20 protein-coding genes are annotated in these 25577 nt (G+C 67.8%); 7 read left to right on the top strand and 13 right to left on the bottom strand.

All coding sequences use genetic code 11. The annotated features are described in order from the left end of the window. The first annotated feature begins 659 nt into the window (after nucleotides 1-659). From AC5WS7_RS24140 to AC5WS7_RS24130, 3 genes are all read left to right on the top strand, one after another. Nucleotides 660-1601: an undecaprenyl-diphosphate phosphatase gene (locus tag AC5WS7_RS24140; RefSeq protein ID WP_495956847.1), complete on the top strand. Its 942-nt coding sequence runs from the start codon at nucleotides 660-662 to the stop codon at nucleotides 1599-1601. 10 nt (nucleotides 1602-1611) lie between these two features. Beyond that, nucleotides 1612-2271 carry a response regulator gene (locus tag AC5WS7_RS24135; protein WP_495956846.1) on the top strand — a complete coding sequence of 220 codons (660 nt, stop codon included), beginning with the start codon at nucleotides 1612-1614 and terminating at the stop codon, nucleotides 2269-2271. Nucleotides 2272-2383: 112 nt separating this feature from the next. Next, nucleotides 2384-4129, top strand: coding sequence for a serine/threonine-protein kinase (locus tag AC5WS7_RS24130; protein WP_495956845.1), 1746 nt, complete (start codon nucleotides 2384-2386; stop codon nucleotides 4127-4129). A 7-nt stretch (nucleotides 4130-4136) separates the two neighbouring features. Here AC5WS7_RS24130 and AC5WS7_RS24125 read toward each other — a convergent pair whose 3' ends face one another. The 4 genes from AC5WS7_RS24125 to AC5WS7_RS24110 all read right to left on the bottom strand — a co-directional run bounded on the left by AC5WS7_RS24125 (nucleotide 4137) and on the right by AC5WS7_RS24110 (nucleotide 7795). After that, a complete protein-coding gene (locus AC5WS7_RS24125) occupies nucleotides 4137-4943 on the bottom strand; it encodes an SAM-dependent methyltransferase (protein ID WP_495956844.1) in 807 nt (268 codons plus the stop codon). 376 nt (nucleotides 4944-5319) lie between these two features. Further along, nucleotides 5320-5514, bottom strand: coding sequence for a DUF397 domain-containing protein (locus tag AC5WS7_RS24120; RefSeq protein WP_495956843.1), 195 nt, complete (start codon nucleotides 5512-5514; stop codon nucleotides 5320-5322). Then, nucleotides 5511-6392: a helix-turn-helix domain-containing protein gene (locus AC5WS7_RS24115; protein ID WP_495956842.1), complete on the bottom strand. Its 882-nt coding sequence runs from the start codon at nucleotides 6390-6392 to the stop codon at nucleotides 5511-5513. Before AC5WS7_RS24115 ends, AC5WS7_RS24120 begins: the two co-directional genes overlap by 4 nt. A gap of 677 nt (nucleotides 6393-7069) precedes the next feature. Beyond that, on the bottom strand, nucleotides 7070-7795 hold the full coding sequence (locus AC5WS7_RS24110; RefSeq protein ID WP_495956841.1) for an SDR family oxidoreductase: 726 nt from the start codon (nucleotides 7793-7795) through the stop codon (nucleotides 7070-7072). Between the two features lie 105 nt (nucleotides 7796-7900). Between AC5WS7_RS24110 and AC5WS7_RS24105 the strand changes: the two genes are divergently transcribed. Next, on the top strand, nucleotides 7901-8740 hold the full coding sequence (locus AC5WS7_RS24105) for a LysR family transcriptional regulator (RefSeq protein WP_495956840.1): 840 nt from the start codon (nucleotides 7901-7903) through the stop codon (nucleotides 8738-8740). 451 nt (nucleotides 8741-9191) lie between these two features. On the opposite strand, the gene AC5WS7_RS24100 is transcribed toward AC5WS7_RS24105, so the two are convergent. The 9 genes from AC5WS7_RS24100 to AC5WS7_RS24060 all read right to left on the bottom strand — a co-directional run bounded on the left by AC5WS7_RS24100 (nucleotide 9192) and on the right by AC5WS7_RS24060 (nucleotide 21689). Then, nucleotides 9192-10166: a class I SAM-dependent methyltransferase gene (locus AC5WS7_RS24100; RefSeq protein WP_495956839.1), complete on the bottom strand. Its 975-nt coding sequence runs from the start codon at nucleotides 10164-10166 to the stop codon at nucleotides 9192-9194. A 449-nt stretch (nucleotides 10167-10615) separates the two neighbouring features. Then, a complete protein-coding gene (locus AC5WS7_RS24095; RefSeq protein WP_495956838.1) occupies nucleotides 10616-11038 on the bottom strand; it encodes a VOC family protein in 423 nt (140 codons plus the stop codon). 51 nt (nucleotides 11039-11089) lie between these two features. Then, nucleotides 11090-11836, bottom strand: a complete 747-nt coding sequence (locus tag AC5WS7_RS24090; RefSeq protein WP_495956837.1) for a helix-turn-helix domain-containing protein — start codon at nucleotides 11834-11836, stop codon at nucleotides 11090-11092. Between the two features lie 740 nt (nucleotides 11837-12576). Beyond that, complete coding sequence (locus AC5WS7_RS24085) at nucleotides 12577-13797, bottom strand: PucR family transcriptional regulator (RefSeq protein ID WP_495956836.1); 1221 nt, start codon at nucleotides 13795-13797, stop codon at nucleotides 12577-12579. A gap of 415 nt (nucleotides 13798-14212) precedes the next feature. Continuing rightward, entirely contained in the window at nucleotides 14213-15244 is a 1032-nt protein-coding gene (locus AC5WS7_RS24080; protein ID WP_495956835.1) for an ATP-dependent 6-phosphofructokinase, read from the bottom strand. A 502-nt stretch (nucleotides 15245-15746) separates the two neighbouring features. Further along, nucleotides 15747-16637, bottom strand: a complete 891-nt coding sequence (locus AC5WS7_RS24075; RefSeq protein WP_495956834.1) for a serine hydrolase — start codon at nucleotides 16635-16637, stop codon at nucleotides 15747-15749. Nucleotides 16638-16840: 203 nt separating this feature from the next. Then, nucleotides 16841-19561, bottom strand: a complete 2721-nt coding sequence (locus tag AC5WS7_RS24070; RefSeq protein WP_495956833.1) for a serine/threonine-protein kinase — start codon at nucleotides 19559-19561, stop codon at nucleotides 16841-16843. A gap of 71 nt (nucleotides 19562-19632) precedes the next feature. After that, nucleotides 19633-20325 carry a response regulator transcription factor gene (locus tag AC5WS7_RS24065; RefSeq protein ID WP_495957169.1) on the bottom strand — a complete coding sequence of 231 codons (693 nt, stop codon included), beginning with the start codon at nucleotides 20323-20325 and terminating at the stop codon, nucleotides 19633-19635. Then, nucleotides 20325-21689, bottom strand: coding sequence for a sensor histidine kinase (locus AC5WS7_RS24060; protein ID WP_495956832.1), 1365 nt, complete (start codon nucleotides 21687-21689; stop codon nucleotides 20325-20327). The genes AC5WS7_RS24065 and AC5WS7_RS24060 overlap by 1 nt, the downstream gene beginning before the upstream one ends. Before the next feature lie 183 nt (nucleotides 21690-21872). Here AC5WS7_RS24060 and AC5WS7_RS24055 point away from each other — a divergent pair, with 183 nt between their 5' ends. The 3 genes from AC5WS7_RS24055 to AC5WS7_RS24045 are packed head-to-tail and all read left to right on the top strand — an operon-like array spanning nucleotide 21873 to nucleotide 25468. Continuing rightward, complete coding sequence (locus AC5WS7_RS24055) at nucleotides 21873-22193, top strand: hypothetical protein (RefSeq protein ID WP_495956831.1); 321 nt, start codon at nucleotides 21873-21875, stop codon at nucleotides 22191-22193. Between the two features lie 60 nt (nucleotides 22194-22253). Next, a complete protein-coding gene (locus AC5WS7_RS24050; RefSeq protein ID WP_495956830.1) occupies nucleotides 22254-22979 on the top strand; it encodes an ABC transporter ATP-binding protein in 726 nt (241 codons plus the stop codon). Further along, the gene (locus AC5WS7_RS24045; RefSeq protein ID WP_495956829.1) at nucleotides 22976-25468 is read left to right on the top strand and encodes an FtsX-like permease family protein; all 2493 of its coding nucleotides are present in this window, start codon (nucleotides 22976-22978) and stop codon (nucleotides 25466-25468) included. Before AC5WS7_RS24050 ends, AC5WS7_RS24045 begins: the two co-directional genes overlap by 4 nt. Nucleotides 25469-25577: the final 109 nt, after the last annotated feature.

Here is a 25577-nt window from a genome sequence, read left to right as displayed (position 1 = left end):
CTCCGGGAGCGAGACGGCTCCGGGAGCGAGACGGCTCCGGGAGCGAGACGGCTCCGGGAGCGAGATGACTCCAGGGGCGAGGCGGCTCCGGGGCGAGACGACTGCGGGACCGAGACTGCTGCGGAAGCGAGGCGGCTGCGAGGGCGAGGCGACTCCGGCGACCGATCGGCGTGCCTGGTGGTGGGCCCGCCGTGTGCTCGGGTGCGGCAATCACCTACCGGTCCGGCTCGGGGCGGGTCGGTTGTCAGGTCGCGGCTTCGGCCGATGTGAGCCACGAGACCACATCCTGCTGCCGTCCGGCGCGGCGTCCACGTGCGGCCGAGGCGACGAGGATCGGCTCTGGTGACCGGTCGGCACGGCCCAGGTAGATGGTCGGCCCGCCGTGTGCCGGGTTGCGGTCCTGGGGCGGGCAGCCGGTCCGGCCTGAATGCGCGAGCCGGTCGGTCGGCAAGGCGCAAGGGTCATCTGTATCGCCACGATGCGGGCGTGCGTCCGTGTGACAACCCGGTCGTGAATCGCGTCTACCAGCACTTTCGCCGGTTATCGCGGAGACCGCGAACAGGTGTCGCAGCGACGGTTCGCCGCCGGGCCGGAAATGAGCCGGAGAGGCCCGGGAACTGGTGCGGCGGATCGATAGCGCACATGGGAGACTCGTCACGATGCTCACCTACTTCCAAGCCATCGTGATCGGCGCGCTGCAAGGCGTCACCGAGTTGTTCCCCATCTCCAGTCTCGGCCATTCGGTGCTGGTCCCGGCGTGGATCGGCGGCAGCTGGCAGGAACTCGTCCAGCAGGGGGATTCCAAATCCGGCACCCCGTACCTGGCGTTCGTGGTCGCCCTGCACGTCGCGACGGCGATCGCGCTGCTGGGGTACTACTGGCGGGACTGGCGCGACATCATCATCGGATTCGTGCAGACCCTGCGCACCCGCCGCATCGAGACCTCCACCCAGCGGCTGGCCTGGCTGATTGTCATCGCCACCATTCCGGTCGGACTCCTCGGCCTGGTGCTGGAGCATCCGCTGCGCACACTGTTCGCCAAACCGATCTACGCGAGCATCTTCCTGATGCTCAATGGCGTCGTATTGATCGTCGGCGAGGGGCTGCGCCGCCGCAACGCGCCGTCGCTGTCGGATTACGGACGCAAATTCGCCGAGGAGGAGGCGCAGGCCGGCCATGCCGGTGATGTGCTGACCGAGGAGCATGTCGTCTCGAACGAGCGCCTCGCGTCCTTGAGCGTGAAGGACGCGCTCGGTATAGGTCTGGCCCAGTCCGGCGCGCTGCTGGCCGGATTCAGCCGTTCGGGTCTGACCATGGTCGGCGGTCTGCTGCGCGGACTCGACCACGAGGACACCGCGAAATTCGCCTTCCTGCTCGCCACGCCGGTGATTCTGGCCGCGGGCGTGCTGAAACTCCCCGAACTGGCCGGCCCGCAGGGACGCGACATCATCGGCCAGGCCGTAGTCGGTGCGATCGTCGCCGGTTTGGCCGCGTGGTTCGCGGTGCGCTTCCTGGAACGGTTCTTCAAGACCCGCACGATGCTGCCGTTCGCGGTGTACTGCCTCGTCGCGGGTCTGCTGTCGATCATCCGGTTCGTATAGGCGCGAGCCCGTGCCCATCACCGTATTGATCGCCGACGACCAGGCGATGGTTCGGCAGGGATTCGGCGCGCTGCTGGCCGCGCAGCCCGATATCAGCGTCATCGGTGACGCGGCCAACGGACAGGTCGCGGTGTCCGAGGCGAAACGCCTGCGCCCCGACGTGGTGCTGATGGATGTGCGCATGCCGGAGATGAACGGCCTCGACGCCGCCCGCGCCATCCTCGCCGCCGGATTCGATCCGCCGGTTCGGGTGCTGATGCTGACCACCTTCGATATCGACGACTACGTCTACGAGGCATTGAGCTTGGGCGCCAGCGGTTTTCTGCTCAAGGACGCCCCCGCCGAGGAGTTGGTGCGCGCGGTGCGGGTGGTCGCCGACGGTCAGGCGCTGCTCGCCCCGACGGTGACCAGGCGGCTCATCGCCGACGTCACCCGCCGCCGCGCCCGCCGCACCCCGTCCCCGGCATTGAACGCCCTTACTCCGCGCGAGCGCGAAGTACTCGAACTCATCGCCCGCGGCATGTCGAACAACGAGATCGCCGAGACCCTGTTCGTCGCGGAACAGACCGTGAAAACGCATGTATCGAAGGTGTTTTCGAAGCTGGATCTGCGCGACCGCGCCCAAGCGGTGGTCCTGGCCTACGAATCGGGTCTGGTGACGCCGGGCTGAGTTCCCGATCAGGAAGTACTGCGCCCAGGTCGAGTAGGATGCGGCTGGCATCGACTCATACCGCCCTCCCCGCGCACGCGGGGATGAGCCCGTCGCCGGAAGGGGGTCGTAGGTGCTGCGCAGCGGTGACGTGTTCGCCGGTTTCACCGTCGAGCGACTGCTCGGCCAAGGTGGCATGGGTTCGGTGTATCTGGCGCGGCACCCGCGATTACAACGGCAGACCGCGCTGAAACTGCTGAACCGGGAATTGTTCGCGGACGCGGAGATTCGCGCCCGTTTCGAGCGCGAGGCCGATCTGGTCGCCCAGCTGGATCATCCGAACATCGTCGCGGTCTACGACCGCGGCGTGGAGGACGAGCAGCTGTGGATCAGCATGCAGTACATCGATGGCGTCGACGCGGCCGCGGTGAATCCGCATACGCTGCCGCCCGAGCGAGCGGTGCAGATCATCGAAGGCGTCGCCGCCGCACTGGATTACGCGCACGGCAACGGCGTGCTGCACCGGGATGTGAAGCCCGCCAACATCATGCTCGGCCGGGATACCAACGGTAAGGGTGAGCGGGTCTATCTCACCGATTTCGGCATCGCCCGGCTGCGGGAGGATTCCACCCACCTGACGCAGGCCGGAATGTTCACCGCCACACTGGCTTACGCCTCGCCCGAGCAGATGACCGGCTCGCCGCTGGACAACCACTCCGACCAGTACGCCCTGGGGTGTGCGCTGTACTGGCTGCTGAGCGGGACCGGGCCGTTCGATTCGGAGGATCCGAACGAGCTGATCCACGGCCATCTGCTGCTGCCGCTGCCGCCGGTGAGCGCGCGTCGTCCCGGGGTGAATCCGGCGATGGACCTGGTGCTCGCGCGGGCGATGGCCAAGCGGGCGCCCGATCGGTTCGGCAGTTGTGCGGAATTCGCCGCGGCGGCGAAGCAGGCGCTGACCGCACCGGTTCCCGCGGTCCCGCCCGCACCGCCGGTCGCCGCGGTGCCGCCCGCCGCGGTGCGTCCGGGAATGCCCCTCGCCCCCGCCGGGGCGCCGCCCGCGCGGCAGGCGATGAACGGTCATCCGGTGGGGGTGGGAGTTGCGGCGCCCGCCGTGCCCCCGGTGCCGCCGCCTGCGGGATTCGCGCCGAATTCGGCTGTGCCGCGACCAGTTTCGAGGCGGACGTCCAACATGCTGATGTGGCTCGTGCTCGGTGTGGTCGCCTTGGTGATCCTGGCCGGTGTGGGGTTCCTCGTGCTCTCCAGCGGTTCGCATACCGGTGCCGCCGCCGGGCCGAAGGCCACCGGCCCCGCCACCGCGCCGGGCGCCGCCACCCCGACGGTGACGCGGCGCTTCGACGCCGTCACCGCCGTCCAGCAGAACTTCCCGACCCTGCTGCCGCAGGGGGATTCGAATACCGGGGACGCCTACCAGGGCCGGGTGTCCTGTCAGCGGAGCCGGCCAGGTCAACCCGGCAAGGTATTCCAGGGCGATCCGGTGACGAGCGTGATTCGACGCAGCAATCCGCTGGGCTCGGCGAACTGGATCGGCGCTTGGGAGTGCACCTCGCGCCAGACCTCGCTCGGTTACGCGCTGGCGGTCTTCGACAGCCCGGCCGCCGCGCAGGCCGCACTGGCCGCGGCCCCGATCACGCGGACGGCCACCGGCAACAAGAATGAATCGGCGTTCACCGTCCGCAACTGGATCGTGCCCGAGGACATGCGCACCGAGACAGCCGAGATGCTCGTCTCCTTCGAATCCGATCCGACCCGGGCGAATACGCTGCTGTACGCATTCGACACCGGGCCGGTGGAGATGATGGGCGATACCCCCGCGCACGAGGTGCTCGCCAAGTGGTGGGATCAGACTCCGCTGTAGAGCCCGGCTACGGCTTGCGTGCGACGCCCGCGTAGGCGGATACCTCCGCGTCCACTGTCTGCGCGGGCGCGATGCCGTCGGGCCGCCAGCGGTGTGGCACCTCCACGCCCGGATCGACCAACTCCAGTTGCCGGAAGAACCGCGTGAACTCCTCCCGCGTGCGCACCTGGCACGGCATGCCGCTGCCACGGTAGATGCCGACCACGGTGGATATCGCGGCCGGATCGAAATCCGGGGTCACATGCGTCATCACCAGATACGAGCCGGGTGCCAGCCCGGCCATCAGCGTATCGACGATGTCGTAGGCGCCGTGTTCGTCGGGGACGAAGTGCATCAACGCGTTCAGGCTCAGCGCCACCGGTTGGGTCAGGTCCAGCGTCTCGGTCAAACCCGGCGCGTCGAGGATCGTCTCGGGCATCGTGACGTCGGCGGAGACGTAGTTGGTGCGGCCTTGCGGTGAGCTGACCAGCAGTGCTCTGGCGTGCACGAGCACCAGCGGGTCGTTGTCGACGTAGACCACTCGCGCCTCGGGCGCGACCTGCTGGGCGACCTGATGCAGACTCGGCTCGGTCGGGATTCCGGTTCCGATGTCGAGGAATTGGCGAATGCCCGCCTGTGCGAGAAACCGCGTCACGCGGTGGATGAAAGCTCTGTTCTCCCGCGCGGCCACCCGCACCCCCGGCCAGATGCCGACGACCTTTTCCGCCGCCTCCCTGTCCGCGCGGTAGTGATCCTTGCCGCCGAGGTAATAGTCGTACATGCGGGCGGTATGGGGCTGATCCTTCTGTAGGTCGACGGGGGAGCCGGGTTCCACGGTTCGGAGTTCCTTTCGCAGTCGAGGCGACACCAAGGTAGCAAGCGCCGAAGGGTGGGCATCGCGTTCACCCCTTGGGCCCCTGCGTATTCGGTTCAGCGGCGTTCGGACCGAGGGTATGAAAGTGTCGTCTCTCATGATCGGCGGACAGCGGACGAGGATGCGGTGGCGGCCCGAGCCGGGCGGTTGGTGACATTGATGGCGGTCGCGTTCGGGTTGACCGCCGTGATCACCCGGCTGCATCTGATGGCCTCCGGATCAAATTCATCACCATCGCGATCGGCGCGCGCGGCAGTCCCGCGCCGAGTCCCAGGAGCGGCCTGCCGACGCGGCGAACGAGGTCGTGCCCGCCGCGTCGTGAGGCTTGCGTCGTCGGTTACGTGTGATCATTCACCTTGGCCACGAACGCATCCCATTCCGCCGGGGTGAAGATCAGTGCCGGGCCGGTGGGGTGCTTGGAGTCGCGTACGCCGACCATGCCTTGATCGAGGTGTGCGACCTCCACGCAGTCGCCACCGAGTTGACTTCGTCTGCTCTTGAACCACTCAGCGGTGGACAGGTCGATGTTCATGTCGCGTACTCGCTTTCGATCGCTTGCAGAAGCGCTCTGGACTGGTGTTCGTCAAGTGATGCTGCTTCGATATCCGACAGGGCCTGTCGGTACCTTTCGATCTCCGCTGGTTTGTCCAGATACAAAGCCCCAGTATAGTTCTCGATGTAGACCACCGGAGGTTGAGCAAGTGTCGGATTGAGGTGGCTCGGGAATTCGAGCAGCACGAACGAGTTCACCTGGAGTCCCATATATCCCTCGTTCGAGAGCGGAACAATGCGCACTGAGATATTCGGACTCATGCTGAGTTCGTGAAGATGATGTACCTGGTCCTGCATTACCGATGGGCCACCGATTCGGTGACGCAGCGTTGCCTCACTGATCCATATCTCGAAAATTACGGGATTCGCCGAATTACTCAGGCGCTGCTGGCGTTTGGTGAGGAGTTCTATGTGCTGGTCGATCTGCTCGGTGTTCAATTTCGGCAGGTAGTCCAATGCCATTGCGCGGCGGTAACCGGCTGTCTGCGCGAGTCCCGGTATCAGGGTGAGTTGGAACGAAATGATCCGGCTCGCTGATTCCTCGAGACTGAAGAACAGGTCGCGGTTGGGCAGGATCGCAATACTGTACGGCTGCCACCATCCCTCCTTGCGCGACTCGTCCGCCAGCCACAGCAGATTGTTCAGATCCTCGTCACCGACCTCGTAGACGCGGCACAGCGCACGGATGGTCGGCTTCTTGACCTCCGAGGTGCGGCCGTTCTCCAAGCGCCACAGGGTTTGTCGGCCGATCTCGGCCAGTTCGGCCGCGGCGTCTCGGGTCAGGTCGGCGGACGCCCGCAACTCGACCAGCCGTCTGGCGAGCAGCCTGCGTGGCACGGTGGTCGCTTCGATCGTCATGAGGCCCCCTTTGGCTGTGACTGTTGCGTTCAGATTGATTGGAACGTTTTCCGTTGGCGACGAATGTCTTCGGCTCGGTCTCCAGCCGGTACGACACGGTGTGTACTCGATGTGTGCCGGATGGTGCGTGAATCACCAAGCCGCCGTCGGATATTCGTCTGCAATCTACGTCTTCGGAGAGTGCTGCCATGACTGTAATGACTACCACCGACAAACTGGAAACCCGAGCAGATGCCGGACATAACCCGATGCGCCCACTGGAACACGGCACATCGCAACAATCCGTTCCGGAATTCACCGTGCTGGAATTCCGAAGCATGAACGGTGCCCTGAAACAGTGCAGAAACCTCTGTGCGCGAGAAAGATCGCGCGGGCGAACAGCGCATCGGAACCCGTCGGCCGCCCCTGCTGGATCGCAGCGGCCATCAGGGCAGCCGCCGAGCCTCCCTGCTACTCGGCCTCGCCCGTGGGGCGTCCCGCCGTGCCGCCGAACGCATGACGCGCGGCCGAATCGCCGATACGCGGCTTACCGCGTCGAGTCCCGGCCGGGTCCGCGCCGCCGCCGAAACGACAACAGGCGCATGCCCTTTCCGGGGCACACGCCTGTTCACTGGGCCTGTCCGGGACCGTCGGAGCGCTGCGGAACCGGTATCAAGCAGATCTGCGTATCGCGGACTTCACCAGGGCACGGTTCCGGCGTCGTCGAAGAATCCGCCGGTCGGTCCGTCGTCGGGCAGGGTGGCCAGACGAATCGCGATCGCCGCGCCCTGCCGCGGCGTGCGGACGCCGCGGAACCCGTTGAGGTCGGTGGCGGTGAAACCGGGGCAGGCGGCGTTGATCAGGATCTCGGTATCGCCCAGTTCCTTGACGTACTGGATCGTGACGGCGTTGAGCAGAGATTTCGACGTGGCGTACGCGGCGGATATCGGCCCTACTTCGGTGCCGGGCGTGGACTGCAGCGTGAGCGATCCGACGCTGCTGGACATGTTCACGATCCGCGGCGAGGCCGATTCCCGCAGCATGGGCAGCATCGCGTTGGTGACGCGGATGACCCCGATCACGTTGGTATCCACGACATCTCGCACGGTCGCCGGATGCACCTCGGTGGGCGCCTGCGGCATGCCCCCGGTGATCGCGGCGTTGTTGATCAGGACGTCCAGGCCGCCGGCGTGCTCGGCGATCAGCTCGGCCGCGGCGGTGACGCTCGCGTCGTCGGTGACGTCCAGCGGTACGCCGAACGCGTCGGTCCCGGCCGCGCGCAGCTTCTCCACCGCGCTGTCGCGACGTTGCGCATCCCGCGCGCCCACACCGACTCGCCACCCGAGCGCGCCCAGGCCCGCCGCGATCTCGTATCCGATTCCCTTGTTCGCGCCGGTCACCAGCGCGATCGTCGATTCACTCATACCGTCGATGGTGGTTCGGGCCCGGGTGGTGCGTCCAAGACCTACCGAGTGGTCAGCGATACCGCACGGGTATCGGACGTGGTGAGCCGCGGATACGATGGTGCGGTGGAGACGCGGGAGTTGCGATATTTCGTCGCGGTCGCCGAGGAGTTGCACTTCGGGCGGGCGGCGGAGCGGCTCGCCATCGCGCAACCGCCACTGTCGCGGGCGATCCAGCAGTTGGAGCGACGCCTCGGAGTGGTTCTGCTGCAACGCAACTCGCGCTCGATCAGCTTGACCGAGGCGGGGTCGGTGCTGCTGCGGGAGGCGCGGGCCGCGCTCGACGCGGTCGCGGCCGCCGAGCGCCGCACCCGTCGCGCGGCAGCCGACCGGGCCGGGGTGGTGCTGGCCACGAAGGCCGGAGCGGCCAGCGAACTGTTGCCGAAACTGCTGAACGCGTATGCCGCCGAACCGGGCGCCGTCACCGTCGAGGTGATGCTGTGCGGGCCCGGCGAACAGGAACGGCTGCTGCGGGACGGGCGCGCCGACGTCGCCCTGCTGCACCGGCCGTTCGACACCATCGCAGGATTCGACACCGAGGATCTGCACACCGAGCAGCAGATCCTGGTCCTGCCCGCGGGCCACCCCCTCGCCACCCGCTCACACATCTCCTCGGCCGAGGTTGCCGCCCTCACCGGCCTGCCGCTGCCGCGCTGGCCCCGGCCGGATGGCAGCTACCCGGACGGCCCCGGCCCGAAGGTGCGCGACCACACCCAGCTGGCCCAGCTGATCGCGCTCGGACGAGCATGCGCGATCATGCCCGAGTCGGTGCGAACCCACCTGGGCGAGGGGCACGCCGTCGTGCCGGTTCCCGACGCACCGGCCGTCACGACCGTCATCGCCTGGCCGCCGTACAGCAGATCCAAAGCCGTCGCCGACCTCGTCCGCGCGGCGGTTCGTCTCTAGCCGCACCTGTCGGCCGGCCCAGACCTGAACAGCATCGCGCGGTCCGAAATCAACTCCGGAGAGCCGCTCGAGGAAATCGTGCCGGTTACTACCCTTCGCAATGATGGAGCGGCTGAAAGTGTTGCGGGGGAAGGGAATCACCTCGCGCCCGGGGCGATGGTGCCGGCCCTGAAAGGCTGTCACCGGACTGATGCGCTGATTGCCCACCCCGGTGACCAACTTGCTCGGACCGTTCGAAGGCAAGGGAGTCTGGTTGATCGGTAGGAGCCCGTCGTCGCAGCCGGGCAATCGGTCGTAGACCATCCGTATCCGGCGAACATCCCCGATCCCGGCACACGACAGTTGGCATTGCGGCACAACCTCTTCCACGGCCCGAGCGCTCGTGTTCGGGCTTGCGCGCGGGCTGTGCGTCCGGCCGCCACCGGGCGAGATGTCCAGTGCGCCGGCCCAGCTAGTGGGTCCACGAGTTACCGAGTGCAGGCCGTCCGGTCACCGCCGGAGCCTGGATGTCGTGGGGCACGATCGAGGACGGCGCGGGTTCGTGCACTGTGGTGAGTTTTCTGCAAGTGAACTGCATGACGTCGAGATAGCCGTCGCGGAAGTAGTCGGCGCAGCCGGTCATGGAATCGAGGTAGGCGTTATAGGTGTCATCCCCGGCCAGCTCGATAGCCTCGTCGCGGTGCTCGCGCAGACCGTGGGCCCAGCACTGCAGGGTGGTGGTGTAGTGCGGTCCCAGTTTCCCGATTTGGGTGACGGTGAATCCGGCATCTGCCGCGTACTCGGTGACCCCGGTGGGGTTGCGGCCGATCGGTGGCGGGAGTTGACCGGCCGGGAAGAGGGTTTGCGGGGCACCCAGGAAATCGGTGTGCGTGCAGCGTGTCCGGTGGGCGTCGGAGTGATCGTGGTCTGGTGCCACGACGGTCTGCACCAGCAGCACTCCGTCCTCGGGCAGGGTCCGGTAGGCGAAATCGAAGAAATCGGGGTAACGCTGCGGGGCGAGGTGTTCCAGTGTGCCGATGCACACGATGCGGTCGGGTCGCCGGTCGAATTCGGCCCAGCCTTGCCGCCGGACCCCGCCGTAAGGGCGCCCGCGGATCAGCCGGTCGACGAGTTGGTCGCGCACATACCGGTACTGGTGGCGGTTACCGGTCAATCCGATCGCGTTGACACCGTAGGTGTCCATGGCGCGCAGCATGGTCGAGCCCCACCCGCAGCCGACGTCCAGGAGGGTCATCCCCGGCCGCAGATCGCATTGAGCCAGTGCCAGGTCGATCTTCGCGGACTGGGCTCGTTCCAGGGTGTCGTCCGGGCGGGTCCACAGTGCGCAACTGTAGGTGCGGGTCGGGTCCAGGAACAGGGTGAAGAACTCGTCCGGGAGTTCATCACGGGACCGGACTCCACCCAGCGCGGGTGCATCAACAGTCACGATGACCGCCCCTTCGTGCATTCGAGGGTCAACACGCCGGCGCCGGAAGATCCGTGGTCGGGCCGGTATCGGGTGGGTGCGCAGCGTGTCGACCCCAAGACACCAGCCGAACGCGCGGTGCGGCGGGGTTCGAGGTAGGTGCGCATCGTCAGCTCGTCTCTCGGTATCGGCGTGTCGGCGGGGAGCCTTTCATCGAGGTTGCCCGGCCGAACCTGTCGAGATAAGGGGCGGAAGACCTCATCACCATGACCGTATGCCCGCTCATCAGCTGTAACAGGTCGTTGTGGCGCGAGGACGTTCGTGATCCGAACTTGTGGCACGGCAAGTAGCGGGCGAATCTCGGCCGAGCCGGATCTCGCACCTCTATCCGCCGCCGCGTGGTCTGTGGGGCGGGCAAGCGCAGTGCCATAGCGTTGCCTACCCCTCACCGGTCCGGCCCGCTGCCGACGTCAGCCCTGGCCGGTCGCGGTGTCCTCGTCCATGGCGCCCGGGTTGTAGGCCAGCAGCTCCCAGCAGTGGCCGTCCGGGTCGTCGACCGCCCGGTTGTACAGCCAGCCCATGTCCTGGGCCTCGCGCGGTTCGGTGGCACCCGCGGCCAGCGCCGCGTCGGCCAGGCGGTCCACTTCCTCACGCGAACCGGCGGCAAGCGCGTTGATCACCTCGATCGGACCATCCGCGGTGTCTCGCTTGGTGAAGGTAGCGAACGTTTCTCGCGTCATCAGCTGCACCACGACCGCGTCGGCGAAGACCACCTGCGCGGAGGTGTCCCCGGTGAAGTCGGGGTTGATCGTTCCCCCCATCGCCGTGTACACCTTCTTGCTCGCGTCCAGGTCGGTGACCGGCAGGTTGACGTAGATCTGCGTGAATGCCATGACGTGCCTCCAATGTTCGGTGTGCCGGCGCTCCCGGCGACACCACAAAACCTAGGGGCGCACCTCGACCTCGGTCTTGTACAGGAGCGACAGCATCTCCTCGTCGTCGGCGCGGCGCAGTTGGGACGCCGTGCGGCCGGTGAACCTGATCAGCGAACGCGCCAGGTGCGGCTGATCGTGATACCCCGCCCGCTGCGCGACCTCGATCGCCGGCACCCCCTGCCGCAGCAGCAGCACCGCCTGTCTCGCCCGTTCGATTTGCCGGATCGCGCCCTGCGTCAGCCCGGTCGCCGCGGCTACCCGTCGTTGCACCGACCGTGGAGTGACCAACGTCGTGGCATCACCGCGGAGCACATCGGTGACCAGCGGATCACGCACCAGCAGTCCGGCGCGCACCAGGCGGTCGACGAAAACGTCGGCGTTGTCGTAGGACGGGGTTTCCCACTCCTGGCCCTGCAGTACGAACGAGCGGGCCGTGGTGTGCGGACTCGACACCGCGGTGTCGACCAGCCCCGGCACCGGCATCGGGGCCAGGAACGCACCGTGCCGGAAGATGATCCCGAGCGTTCGGCCTGTACTCGGCCCCAGCTCCAGCACCGTGGGAACGGTCTCGGGACCGCGGACCGAAACATGCGTCTGTCCACGGTCGCGCCACACGACGAGTTCCCAGTTCGAATTCGCCACGGACCGCATCCGCGCCGGTACCGCCCCGGCGCCCGGCTCAGCCCGATAGACCCGCTCGACATACGGGGAATCGCACGGGCGCTGCTCGACGCCACCGGCCGATTCGAGGCTCACGGCCAAGAAACTAACATCAGCGGCCGTCCCGCCGGGTCGGCTTTGCCCAACGGGAGGGCGCCGACCCGCCGCCGGTCGGTTCGGTGGTGGTGTCGATACCGACGTCGAGCGGGCACGGTCTACCCGGCGACGACGCTGCCGGTGACCGCTGGCAGCCGGGGCGCACCCTTCTCGGCGCAGGTGGTCGAATCCTTCGGCGGAGCAGGGCGATTCGCCGACATCGACGAATTATGTTGTAGCAGAATGGTTTTGCCGGAGCGGAAGCTGCGCTGCGGCCGCCGGGGGGAGCGTCACTATTCCGAACCCATCTGCCCTGCCGGATGATTCCTGCCCGGGTCGAGCCAACTGGCGACCGCATACCAATCGGCAGAAGTCATTCCCGGCCGGGTACCTACCTCGGCGCGGTCGGAGAAATGCGGGCATCGGCACCGACTCGTCGTCGGTAGCGACTTGCTCCCGCACAGGAGGCACTGAATGTAATCCATCAGGTGATCCGATTTCGATTTGGCCGAATGGGTTTGGGCCCGTTGGAGGTCCACACCGTTGTGGACCGTCGTCGGCATCGTTGCCGGACGGCGGGATGTCGAGCACCCACCTGAAACGGGTATTCGGGAAGCCGTGGATTCGCTACGGTTCCGACCGGTCTGCCGGGCACGGTCTATCGAGGCCGCCTGGGCGGCATCGAATTTCAAGCCGTGCGCGTGGTTTCCGGTCCCGTCGAATGCTGGACCACACGCCGATCACCCGCGGTAAGTGTGGGCAACCAATGCCGAACGCAGGTGCCACAGCCCGCTCGCCTGGGTGGTATCGAACCCGGTGAGCTGACCGATTCGCTTGAGCCGGTAGTCCACGGTGTTGGTGTGTACGTGCAGTAGGTGCGCCGTGTGCTGGCGGTTCAGGTTGTGCGCGATATGGACCTGCAGCGTCTCCAGCAGTTCCGGATGCTTGTCCAGCGGATCGAGCAGCGACCCGAGATGTTCGCGACCGGGGCCGGGGCGAGTGAGCTGGTATTCCAGAGCCAGGTCGTCGAAGTGATACAGACCTGGTCCCGATCCCAGCCTGGCGACGATGTCGAGCAGCTCGTGGGCTTGGTCCGCGGCGGTGGGCACGGTGTCGGTGGCTGCGGTGACCATGGTGGCGGTGATGGGCACCCGGCCGGCCCGTGACAGATGCCCGACGAGGTCTTCCAGAGCGGCCTCGGTGATGTGCGCGGCGGGAATGAGCAAGGTGCCGCCGTCGGTCGACAGCAGCGACAGCACGGTGTCGTCGCAGCGAATGGCCAGTTCTGCCTGCACGCGCCGGAGTTTGCGCCGGGCAACGACTTTCGCGTCCAGCGCCGGATTGGACTCGTCCGGGTGGGCAGGAATGGCGAGGGCTATTACCCGGTAGCGGGCGGCGATGTCGATGCCACACTCGCGAGCCATGGTCGAGGTGGGGTGCCCCCCGAGCAGCGCCGAGGTGAGCGTATGCACCGCGGTGTGGTGCTCCGATACGACCGCGCGCAGTTCGCGTACATAGGCCACCGAGACCACCGTGGTCATGGTGTCGAGCATCTCGACCACGAGTTTGGCGCCGTCGAGAATGCTTTGGTAGTCGGTCGTGCTGGGGCCGAGTATCGGCTCGGTGTTGGCTGCGCCGGAGGCACGCTGCTCGGCCGAGGCGGTGGACACCACCAGATCGAAGCCGATCTTGAAGCCCTCGTGGATGGCGTGGTGAATAGTACCGATGGGCACGCCTTCGCGAGCCCATTGCGCCGCGGCGTCCTCGAGTCGCCCGGTCTTTTCCGTGATGTTGCTGCCATCCAGCATGCTGACTGCCAGTTCCAAGCACACGCGGGTGATAACGGTGATGTCGCCGTGGATCGCGTCACCGGGCAAGGTACCGCAGGGGGCGACGGTTTTGACGAAATGACCGACCATCCGCCGGGACAGACCCCGCACGTCTTTCAACGGCAACGACATCGGCCGACCGGATACGGTAAGTCCATTCTGGTGTCGAGGGGCGGCAGACATGGTCCAACTTCTTCCTTCCCTCCCCGTTAACTGGGCTATTGCACGAGCGTAGCCAGCTCGGGACGCTCGAGGAAGAACTACTCCGAGTCACGTGACGTTTAGCAGGAGCGGCGAGCAAGCGATAGTGATCGCTCACAATGCTGGTCCCTCGAGCTGCACCAGCAGGCCCTTTGCGCCGGAACAGGCCGGTAGGACCAGGCGCACTGCTGTGTCCGCTGCGCGCTCCTGGCCGCTGGAACAGCGCGGATGGAAACCGAGACGATGTTCCGCCCGGAAGCGCTCCGAGCCTGCCCGTCCCTCGGACTCGGTGCTAATCCGCCCGGCTCGGTGCCCTGGTCGTCCAGGAAGGCATCCGACGGGACTGCTACCCGAAGAACGCCGCGGCCTCCTCATGCCGGTGTGCCGGAACGAGTTTGAGTTGTTTGGTGGCTTCGGAGAGGGGGACGAGGCCGATTTCGGTGCCGTGCAGGGCGACCATCTGGCCGAACTGGCCGTCGTGCACGGCCTCGGTGGCGTGCACGCCGAAGCGGGTCGCCAGGACGCGGTCGAAGGCGGTCGGGGTGCCGCCGCGCTGCACGTGGCCCAGCACCGTGGTGCGGACCTCCTTGCCGATGCGGCGTTCGATCTCGACGCCGAGCTGGTGGGCCACGCCGGTGAACCGTTCGTGGCCGTATTCATCGATGCCGCCCTGGCGCAGGGCGAACGAGCCCTCGCCGGGCTTGGCGCCCTCGGCCACGACGCAGATGAAATGCGAATCGCCGCGCTGGAAACGGCGTTTGATCATGGTGCACACCTCGTCGACGTCGAAGGGCACCTCGGGGACCAGGGTCAGATGCGCGCCCGCCGCGATACCGGCGTTCATCGCGATCCATCCGGCGTGGCGGCCCATCACCTCCACCAGCATCACGCGCTGGTGCGATTCGGCGGTGGTGTGCAGGCGGTCGATCGCGTCGGTGGCGATGGTGACAGCGGTGTCGTGGCCGAAAGTCGTATCGGTGCAATCGATGTCGTTGTCGATGGTCTTCGGCACGCCGACCACCGGGACGCCCTCGTCGGCCAGCCAGCTGCCCGCGGTGAGCGTGCCCTCGCCGCCGATCGGGATCAGGGCATCGATGCCGTTGTCGTCCAGAGTCTGCTTGATCCGGCCGAGGCCGTCGCGCAGCACGTCGGGATTGGTGCGCGCGGTACCGAGGATGGTCCCGCCCTTGGTGAGGATCCGGTCGGTGCGATCGTCGTTGTGGATGTGGATCTTGCGATCCTCGAGTAGCCCGCGCCAACCGTCCTGGAACCCGACGATCGCGTCCCCGTAGCGGCCGTTCGCGGTGCGGACGACGGCTCGGATCACCGCGTTCAGTCCGGGGCAGTCTCCGCCTCCGGTCAAGACTCCGATGCGCATGGCACCTATCTTGCCGTATCTTTGGCCGCCGCTCCGCTCCGGCGGGTTTTCGGCGCTTTGAGGCTCGTCGTTCAGCCCTCGAGACTCGGCCTTCGGCCATGCGCTTCGAGGGCTGAACGACGAGCCCGCGCCGAAAACCCTTGGAGCTGGCGTTGCTGAACCTATCGCTTCGCGGGCGACTCCCAGCGGACGGAGACGCTTCGCCGCTGGGCGCGTCAGCCGTCGCTTCGCTTCGCTTCGGCGGGTTTTCGGCGCGGCCTGGGTCGAACCTTCGGGGTTGTTGTTGGTGAGCCTGTCGCTTCGTGGGCGGCTTCCAGTGGGACGGATGCGCTTCGTCGCGGAGTGTCGGCTTCGGGGCTCGGCCTTCGGTCATGGGCTTCGAGTGCGCAGTGTTGCACGGTAGGGGAGCAGACAGAGACGCTTCGCCATGCGTACGTCGGTTTTGGCGTGCGCCGCTTGGGACGGGTCTTCAGGGCCGGACCCGTACCGGGCTCTATTCCGGCTAATGCGCGCTCGCGCAGGAACCTGTCGGGAGGTCGTTCAGGTGCTGGGTGAGCAGTGGGACGATCTTGTTCAGCATCGCGGTGCCGTCCTCGAAGGATCCCGAATTCGCCTGGGCTGCGATCGCGACCGCCATCTGACCGCCCGAGGTGGTGACCAGGCCGAATTGCCGGACCAGGTAGTTGCCGGCCGGGTCGGGGCCCCAGCCGCCCTTGAAGACGACGTTCTGGAGATGGCCCAGGCCCCACTGCTGGCCGGGAACCACCTTGCCCATCAGATCGGTGAGGGTGCTCGCGTTGGGCAGGCACGGTAGGTGCGAGGCGAACCGGGCCTGGTCGGCCAGCGCCCAGGTGGCCTGGCCGAATGCCGAATAATCCGGGCGGGACCGGGTCGGGGGGACCTTGGTGGTGCTGTCGCCGCCCTGCTGCAGGATCTTCTGCACGGCCTGGGCGGCCTGGTCGGGGGTGCCGAGCGATTGCCACAGCGCGTCGGCGGCGTTGTTGTCCGATTCGGTGATGGCCGCGGACATGGCGTAACTGGGGGTGTTGCCGTTGCTGTTCAGTACGGCCAGGGTCAGCGGCACCTTCATCGTCGACCAGGCCGGGCCGGAGGTCCAATCGCCCATGGACGTCGCGGTGTCGCCGCCGACCGCCATGACCGACATCCCGGCGTGCCCGCCCAGGGTCGGCAGCAGCGACGCGAAGTCGGCGGCCAGCGATCCGGGCAACGCGACCACCGGACCGGGACTCGAGCTGGTCTGATGGGTCACGACCGGATCGAGTGGAGTGTCTTCGGCGGCCTTGGAGCATGCCGCGCTCGCCAGTAGGGCCAGCCCGCATACGGCCGCCCCGAGGCTCCTGCGCCACTTGCCCGGCTCTCTGGGTACCTGCAACCCGGCCACCTCCACCATCGCGCGGCGACCCGTGTCCGGACCACCGTTCAGTCGTGGCATTCTGTGCCGTCACGCCCCCGGGGTCAAATGCACCGAGTCGCGATGGCGCAAATGTGACGTAACGCGTGACGTTTCGTCGGATCGGTGAACCGTCCGCCGCCCGTTCGCGGAAACGAAACTACTTGCGCCGGAACGGTTTCCGGTCAGTACACGTACACAATGGCGTTGTCGCCGCCGGTGCAGGTGATCAAGCGGCCGGTCGCCTTGCAGGTCATGGTGTACGAGCGGCCCGTGGTCGGGCTGACCGCGACCACCGAGGTCGGCGACTCCGAGCTCGAATCGGCGGCCTTGGCGTACGCCTTGCGGACCGCCTCGGCGAAACCGCAGGTCGTCTGCGAGTTACCCGAGGCCGACCGGGTGTACGCGGTGTCGTGCCCCGACGAACTCGACGAGCAGGCCGTGGATCCTTCGGGCGGAGTCGAGGTCGCCGCGGTGGTCGTTGTGTCCGCGGTCTGCGTGGCCGGTGCGGCCATCGGCGCCGTGGTCGCCGTGACCGCGCCGGCGTGCTGGGCGGCCGAGGAACTCGTCGTGGGAGATTTGCCGAACACCTGCCAGCCGACCACGGCGACTCCGATGACCACCGCCGCGCCGAGGAAGCCGAGCACCAACGGCACCGCCACCGAACGCTTCTTCGGTTTTATGCCGCGATCCTCGTAACCTGTTGCGGCCTCGGCGTATTCGTAGTCCTCGGGGTAGACGCCGTTGTCGTCGGGGCCGTAATCGAGCACGGAATGCGGTGCGCTGGTGTCGTATTCGCCCGAGACGTAATCGTTCTCGGCGTACTCCCCGTCGGCGTATTCACCATCGACGTATTCGCCGTCGGCATATTCGCCGTCGGCATATTCGCCGTGGTCGTATCCGCTTCGGCCGTAGTCGTTTTCGGCGTACTCACTATCGTCGTATTCGCCGTAACCCTCGCCCGAGGCGGTAGCCTCCGGATCGTAATCGTCGTATTCGTCCTCGTAACCGTCCTCCGTGCGGTACGCGGTCTCGTCGTCGTAGCCGTACTGCGAATCGTCCTCGTACTCGGCGTAACCCGCGCCGATCACCCCTGCGGCGGCTGCGGTGGCGCCGTGCGGAAGCAGTTCGGTGTGCGGCGTGGGATCGACCGATTCCGGTGCTCGCAGAGACGATTTCGGCGCCTGGGCGAAAGGCTCGGGCTCCTGCGGCGGCGGGGTCGATGCCGCGACGGCCGATTCCGGCGCCCGCGGCGGCAGATCCGGCGCCGGCGGGACCGGCTGCGGCGCTCGTTGCGGGAATTGCTGCGTCGGCGGGATCGGCTGCGGTGTGCGCTGCGGGAGTTGTGGCGACCGGATCGGTTCCCGGCCTTGTTGCGGGGGTATCGATTCGGCCTGCGATACCCGTTGCGGCAGAGCCGGTTCCGGCTGTGACCCACGTTGCGGCAACTTCGGCGATTGCGGGGCCGGTTCGTCCGAACGCCGCGGCAGTCCCGGTGGCTGCGGTGGTTTCGGGGCGAACTGGAATTCCTCCCGCGGCATCCGGGAGGGGTCCGCTGGCGTGATCACCGGGAGATCGCTGCCGGTATCGTGCTCGTCCGGATCGGTCGGCGCGATGATGCGCAGCGACCCGGTCGTCTCGTAACCGCGTGGCGCAGGAGCGGGTTCGTCGGGAATGTCCTGATCCGCGGAGGTCGGGACCGGCCCGCGAGCCATCGCGTTGGTCGTCTCGTCCGCATTGGACGGTATGCCCGTGCCCGCGCCGGTCCGCATGACGGTGGTCGCCGAACCGGTGGCCGGGGGAATCTCCTCGCGCGGCTGGGGCGCGGGCTCGTACTGCTCGTCGCCGCGCGGCTGGAACTGCGCCGCGATCGTCGGCCCGTCGGGGCCGAACGGCTGGAACGTTGTGGGCCGCAACACCGGCCGTGACGCACCCGGACCTGGTGCGACGCGTTGCGGCAGCGGCGGCAGCGGCCCTGCCTGCACGGCGCCGGTGTCGTCGGGCCGCGGCGGCTCGACCGGGGCCGGGGCGGGCGGCGGCGGTGGCGGCGCGACGGCGGTTTCGCGCTCGCCCGACAGACCCATCGCGGCACGAGCGGCCCCGGCGAATTCCCCGGTCGTGGCGAACCGGTCGTCGGGCGATTTCGACATGGCGTGTGCGAGAACGGCATCCAGCGCCTCGGGCACGTCCCGGCGTTGCAGGCTCGGGCGCGGCGGTGTCTCGGACAGATGCGCGCGGATCAGCCCGCTCACGTTCTGCACCGGGAAAGGCGTTGTGCCGGTAAGGCATTCGTACAGGACGCAGGCCAGCGAATAGGTGTCCGAGCGGCCGTTGACCGGCCCGGAGTCGAACCGCTCGGGCGCCATGTAGGTGTACGAGCCCGCCGTGACGCCGACCATCGTGGTCGCGCTGTCACCCTCGCTGCGGGCGATGCCGAAATCGGTGAGGAAGGCGAAATCGGTCGGTGTGACGAGGATATTGGCCGGTTTGACATCGCGGTGCACCAGGCCCGCGCCGTGCGCGGCATCGAGTGCGGTGGCGATCTGGTCGATGATGTGCACCGCGCGCTCGGGCTCCATCGGCCCCTGCCGGCGCAGCAGGGCGCGCAGATTGTCGCCGCGGATCAGGCGCATGTCCAGATAGAGCATGCCCTCGATCTCGCCCGCGCGGTTGATCGGGACGATGTGCGGATCGGCGATGCGCGTCGCGGCGTGTGATTCGCGGCGGAACCGCTCGCGATAGCCCGGATCCTGGGCCAGCTCCTCGGGCAGCAACTTCAGGGCGACGACGCGATCGTTGTGGGTGTCGTACGCCTCGTAGACCTCGCCCATGCTGCCGCGGCCGAGCATGGAGCGCAGCTCGTACGGACCGAATCGGCCGCCGGTCCGCGGCCGCGATGCGTTCACCGGTGAAACCTCCGTCCCTGGGCAGGGTGCGACACCCGTGCCCGGCTGCCTCACCGGGGTTGCCTGCCCCGCTACGCCGACGATTCTCCAGGTGCGACTACTCCGTGGTCAAACGCGAACACGATCGCCGCGGCGCGATCTCGTAACCCGAGCTTTCCGAAAATGTGTCCGACGTGGCTCTTTACCGTGACCTCGGAGATCCCCAACTCCGCGGCGATCTCGGTGTTCACCCGCCCGCGACCGATTCGCTGCAGCACCTCGTACTCGCGAGCGGTCAGCTCGTCCAGGCCCGAACGGGTCTTCACCGGAGTCGGCGCGACGGTCCGATATGCCGACAGCACTCGTCCGGTTACCGACGGATCGAGCCACGATCCGCCGGCCGCGACCGTGCGCACCGCGCGAATCAGATCCTCGGCGGGGGAGTCCTTGAGGATGAATCCGGCAGCGCCCGCGCGCAGCGCGCCGGAGAGCAGTTGATCGTCGTCGAACGTGGTCAGCACCAGAACCGGCGGTGCGTCGCTGCGTGAGCGCAGGATCCGGGTGGCGTCGATGCCGCCGACGCGCTTCATTCGCAGATCCATCAGTACGACGTCGACGGGCTGCGCGGCGAGCGCGGCCGGGACCTCGTCGCCGTCGGCGCATTCGCTCACCAGGAAACCGTCGCGGCGGCGCAGGATCCGGCGCAGGCCGCCGCGCACCAGTTCCTGGTCGTCCACGACGAGAACGCCGAGTGCGTTCTCCTCGGACGGCGAAGTACCCGGAATCACATACCCTCCTGGAGTTTGCGGGTCAGAGCGGTGAACGCGTCGCGCACGGGCCGCAGATGATCGTCCGAACCCGAGACCGGGCACGTCAGGCCCGGTGAGGCGTCGGCGATCGGGAATCCGGCGCGCACCTGCCACTGCCCGGCGCTGGGTCCGGCGGTCAGGGTGCCGCCGATGAGAGTGGCGCGCTGGCGCATACCGGAGATGCCCATCCCGCGGCCGCGCCGAGTGGGGACCGGGCCGGTGAGGGTGTTGGTGACAACCGCGGTGACCTGCGTACCGGTGACCTCGATGCGCAACGTTGCCGCGGCGTCCGGGGCGTGTTTGGCGATATTGGCCAGGGATTCCTGGCTGATCCGGAACAACGCCAGACCCGTCGTCGCCGAGACGGTCGTGACATCCCCGGACACCGAGTAATCCACGTTCAGGCCCGCACCCAGGAAATCCTCGACCAGAGCGGGGATATCGTCCATTCCGGGTTCGGGGGTCAGGCTGGACGGGCGCTGATCGAGCAGGCCCACGGTGTGCCGGATGTCGGCCATGGCCTGGCGGCCCAGCCGTTCGGCGTCGGTGAGCGCGTCGATCGCCTCCTCGACGTCGCGATCGGTCTGCAGCGAATGACGAGCCGCGGTGAGATGCAGCAGAGTCACGCTGAGCGAATGCGCGATGACATCGTGCACCTCCCGGGCGATCCGGCGGCGTTCCTCGTCGGCGGCGCGGGCGGCGCGGATCTCCTGATTCTCGCGTTCCTGGTACAGGTACATCCGCTGGTACTGCATCATCAGCCCGACCAGCGTGCCCAGCACGACTCCGATGACGTAGTTGGGCAGCGGGTCGATCCCTGGGCCGACGATGTGGAACAGCAGCAGTTCCAGCAACGCGATCGCGGCGAACGGCAGGCTGATCCGCTTGCTGGCGATCGCCGCGACCTCGCCGGCGACGACGACCAGTACGAACGGCGAGGCGTCCAGCGTCACCGGCTGCAACAGGAACAAGCCCTGCGCGATCAGCCCGACGGCGCACAGCGGCCCCGGACGCGGCGGGACGCCGAAGATGGTCAGGATCGGGAAGGCGAAGGTGACCAGCAACAGCGCCAGGATGGGCAGGGCGGTCGGGAAGTAGCCGTGCCGCTGGATCACGGCGGTCACCGCGGCGATCGACAGGGCCAGATCGGCGGTGAGGATCACCGCCGGGGGATAGTCGAACGGGAGTTCGGCCATGTGCTGGTCGAATGTGGCGCGCGGGTCGTGCCAGAACTCCACGACCCGCTGGCGCGCGTGACGCCATCCGACCACCGCACGCCACAGCACCGTGGTCAGCAGAACCGCGGCCGCGGTCAGCACGACGATCCGCAGCACCTCCATGCACCAAGGCTAGCCAGTCGGTGTGACACCGATCATCGTTCCTGGAGCGGGTGCCGGCTCCTACCGGAGTAGGAGCCCAACTCACGCCCTCGGCACGACGATTCGCCGAGATCATCTCCGTAGCGTCGACACCACAGCGTTCGGCGGACAGATGCCGGGCACGAGAGGGAAGGGGTGAGCGCCATGACCTGGCAAGATTTGCACGCCCGTACCGAGATCCTGGATGTGGTGCTGACCCGCGCGGCCGCCGATCCGGCGAATCCTGGCCTGCTGCACGGACTTCCGGACATCGATCGGCTGTTCGGCGGGCCCGCCGGCGTGCTGGCCGCGCTGCAGTACCGCTGGGACAACCACCTGCACGTCAAGCTCGACCTGGCGTTGCTGGAGGGACGGTCGGCCGCCGAGGCATACCTCGAGCTGGCCGCCGAACAGCCGGTGCTGCGCGCCGTACTCGACGCCCAGGACGTTCGCCGGTGGCATCCGTCCGAGGTGCTCGTGCGCTGACGCGCACCACGACTGGAGACAGTGCCCGGTGAGCGGGCCGAAACGAGGAGGGGAACACCGATGTTGGAATTGACCGATGTCGTCAGGGAGTACCGAGTGGGGCAGCAGCGGGTGCGAGCCCTCGATGGCGTCAGCCTGAACATCGCCGCGGGCGAGTTCACCTCCGTCATCGGCCCGTCCGGGTCCGGGAAGTCCACCCTGCTGCATCTGCTGGGCGCGCTGGACTCGCCCGATTCCGGGTCGATCACCTTCCAGGGCGAGGAGATCGGCGACCTCGGTGACGACCGGCAGTCCGAATTCCGGCGGCACCGTGTGGGTTTCGTCTTCCAGTTCTTCAACCTGCTGCCGACGCTGACCGCCTGGGAGAACGTGGCCATCCCGAAACTCCTGGACGGCACCGGATTACGGAATGCCAAACCGAGAGCCTTGGAACTGCTGGACCTGGTCGGGCTGGGCGAGCGCGCCGAGCATCGCCCCGCCGAACTGTCCGGCGGGCAGATGCAGCGCGTGGCCGTGGCGCGGGCGCTGATCATGGACCCGCCGCTGATCCTGGCCGACGAGCCCACGGGCAACCTGGATTCCAAGACCGGCGCGGCCATCCTGGAACTCTTCGGCATGATCACCGAGCAGGGGAATTCGGTGGTGATGGTCACCCACGACATGGGTGCGGCGCACTACTGCGATCGCGTGGTCACGTTGCGGGACGGGCGAATCGGGTCGATCACCGCCGGTGAGCACGCCGCCGAGCGACGTTCCGTGGATGGTCATCCGGCGGTTCGCGCATGATCGCCGCCGCGTGGGACCGCTTGCGGCTGTTCAATATCGGTGAACTGCTCGCGCATCGCGGCCGCACCCTGATGGCGATGATCGTGATGGCCGTCTCGGCCGGGCTGCTGGTCTCGGTGCTGAGCATCTCCGGCTCGGTCACCGGCTCGGTCGGCAAACTCACCAGGGCGCTGGGAGGTAAAGCGGCACTGGAGGTCTCCGGCGTCACCGACGGTGGATTCGATCGGAGCCTGCTGCCGCAGATCCAGGCGGTGCCCGGAGTCTCGGCGGCGGTGCCGATGGTGCGGGCCAGGGTCGGCGTCGGCGCGGACCGCACGCTGCTGATCGGGGCCGATGCGAGCGTATCCGCGCTGGGCAGCGCGCTGGCCGGGCCGATGCGTTCGCAGGCGATCGAGCTGCTGTCCGTACCGGACGGCGTACTGGTCGGCGCCGGTCTCGGACGACACGAGGGGGAGCGGTTCACCCTCGGGGTGGCCACGGTGACGGTGGCGGGCGTACTGGACGACCGAACGTCCGGGCAGCTCAACGGTGGCCAGATCGTCGTGGCGGCACTGCCGGTGGCCCAGAAGATCCTCGGCCGCTCCGGTCAACTCGATTCGATCGAGATCGTGCCCGCGCCGGGAGCCGATGTGGGGCAACTGCGTTCGGCGCTCACCGCGGTGGTGCACGGCCGGGCGGTGGTGGCCGACCCGAGCCTGCGCACCGCGCAGGCGGGCGGGGCCATCCAATTGGTGCGCTATTCGACCACGATGGCCTCGGCCGCCGCGCTGATCGTCTCCGGATTTCTGATCTACAACGCGATGAGTATGGCTGTGGCGCAACGGCGTCCGGTGTTGTCGCTGCTGCGGGCCATCGGCGGGCGGCGCGGGCCGATGGTGCGTGACCTGATCGCCGAGGCCGCGCTGCTCGGCCTGATCGGCGGCGGTATCGGCGCGGTGTTCGGAATGTTCATGGGACGCACCGCGATTCATCAGGTGCCCTCGGCGATGATGGCCTCGGTGCAGGCGCGGATCGAATACCTCGTGCCCGGATACGCGATCCCGGTCGCCATCGCGGCATGTGTGCTGGCCAGCACCGCCGCGGCCGCGATCGCGGCGCGGCAGATCTACAAGGTGCAGCCGATCGAGGCGCTGGCGCCGGTGGGCGTGTCGAAATCCGACGTGGTGAATCCGCTGTTGCGTTGGGGCGCGGTACTTCTCGGCGGCGTCATGGTCACCGCGGCGATCCTGATCGCCCGCGCGGACATCGGCCGGTTGTCCCTGGCGGCCATCTCGCTGTCGATCAGCGCCGCGGTGGTGCTGTGCTTCGCCGCGACGGAGCCGATCGTGCGGTCCGCGGCGATGGTCGCGCGCGTGTTCGGTGCGCCGGGGGCGTTGGGCGCCACCACGATCGAGCGTGCGCCACGCCGGGTCTGGGCGACAACCATGACGGTGATGATCGGTGTGACCGCGGTGGTCGCCATGGGCGGCGCGTCGCACAATCTGGTCGATTCGGCGACGGCCAACTTCGCCGACCTCGCGCGCCGGGACGCCTACGTGAGCACGTCCTCGCTGGCGGAGTTCCCGACCGGGCCGCTGCTGCCGACGGATCTGAAGGCCCGGATCCGGGCGCTGCCGGGGGTGGCCGACGTGGGTTCGGCCCAGATGGCCTTCGCGACGCTGGGGCGTGGCCAGGTGATGCTGCAAGCCTATGAGCGCGGCGTTCCGGCCGGACCGGTCGCCGAACTCCGGCCCGGTGTGCAGGACCGGATGGCGCGCGGGGAGGGCGTGGTCGTGTCGGGGGATGTGGCGCGGCAGCTGGGCGTGCACGAGGGGTCCGAGCTGGATCTGCCGACCCCGACGGGTATCCGCAAAGTCCAGGTGCTGCAAGTAATTCCGTACTTCTCCGCGATCACCGGGACGGTGCTGCTGGATCTGGACATGTTGCGGCAGTGGTACGAGCGGCCCGGGGAGACCATCCTCGGCATCAGTTACGCGCCCGGTGTGAATCCCGCGGCCGAACTCGACCTGCTGCGCCGGAGCGTGCCGCCGGGACTGGCGGTGGACACCGGCGCGGGCGCGGTGGCGGCGGTGTCCGGCGGGGTGAAGCAGGGCACGTCGCTGTCCGGCTCGATCCTGTGGATCGTGGTGCTGGTCTCGACGATCGCCCTGCTGAACACGCTGATGCTGTCGGTTCTGGAGCGGCGCCGGGAGCTGGGCGTCCTGCGCGCGATGGGCACCAGCCGCCGGTTCATGCTGCGCGCGGTGCTCACCGAGGCCGCCGGCATCGGACTGACCGGTGCGGTGCTCGGGCTGGCCGTCGGCGCCGCGGTCCAGTACCTCGCCGACATCGCGTTCGGCCGGGCCATGACCATCCCCGTGACCTATTCGCCGAGCCCGATGCTGCTCGTATACGCCTCGGCCGCACTCGTTCTCGCGCTGCTGGGTTCGATCCCGCCCGCGCTGCGCGCGGCCCGCATGCCGATCATCGAAGCCATCGCGGACTTGTAATTCGGCCTCCGCATTTTTGGCCTCCGATTCGCTCCGGCGGGGTTTTCGGCGCTTTGAGGCTCGTCGTTCAGCCCTCGAGACTCGGCCTTCGGCCATGCGCTTCGAGGGC

The organism is Nocardia sp. PLKS1-43 (assembly GCF_059510335.1).
Note: the sequence above shows the minus strand (reverse complement) of the source record. Positions and strands in the feature narration are given on the sequence as shown.

Excerpts from the sequence above, each read along its gene's own strand:
- AC5WS7_RS24140 (WP_495956847.1), top strand. The coding sequence starts at position 660 with ATGCTCACCTACTTCCAAGCCATCGTGATCGGCGCGCTGCAAGGCGTC.
- AC5WS7_RS24085 (WP_495956836.1), bottom strand. The coding sequence starts at position 13,797 with ATGTCGTTGCCGTTGAAAGACGTGCGGGGTCTGTCCCGGCGGATGGTC.
- AC5WS7_RS24055 (WP_495956831.1), top strand. The coding sequence starts at position 21,873 with ATGACCTGGCAAGATTTGCACGCCCGTACCGAGATCCTGGATGTGGTG.
- AC5WS7_RS24050 (WP_495956830.1), top strand. The coding sequence starts at position 22,254 with ATGTTGGAATTGACCGATGTCGTCAGGGAGTACCGAGTGGGGCAGCAG.
- AC5WS7_RS24095 (WP_495956838.1), bottom strand. The coding sequence starts at position 11,038 with ATGGCATTCACGCAGATCTACGTCAACCTGCCGGTCACCGACCTGGAC.
- AC5WS7_RS24060 (WP_495956832.1), bottom strand. The coding sequence starts at position 21,689 with ATGGAGGTGCTGCGGATCGTCGTGCTGACCGCGGCCGCGGTTCTGCTG.
- AC5WS7_RS24080 (WP_495956835.1), bottom strand. The coding sequence starts at position 15,244 with ATGCGCATCGGAGTCTTGACCGGAGGCGGAGACTGCCCCGGACTGAAC.
- AC5WS7_RS24045 (WP_495956829.1), top strand. The coding sequence starts at position 22,976 with ATGATCGCCGCCGCGTGGGACCGCTTGCGGCTGTTCAATATCGGTGAA.
- AC5WS7_RS24115 (WP_495956842.1), bottom strand. The coding sequence starts at position 6,392 with ATGACGATCGAAGCGACCACCGTGCCACGCAGGCTGCTCGCCAGACGG.
- AC5WS7_RS24110 (WP_495956841.1), bottom strand. The coding sequence starts at position 7,795 with ATGAGTGAATCGACGATCGCGCTGGTGACCGGCGCGAACAAGGGAATC.
- AC5WS7_RS24120 (WP_495956843.1), bottom strand. The coding sequence starts at position 5,514 with ATGAACATCGACCTGTCCACCGCTGAGTGGTTCAAGAGCAGACGAAGT.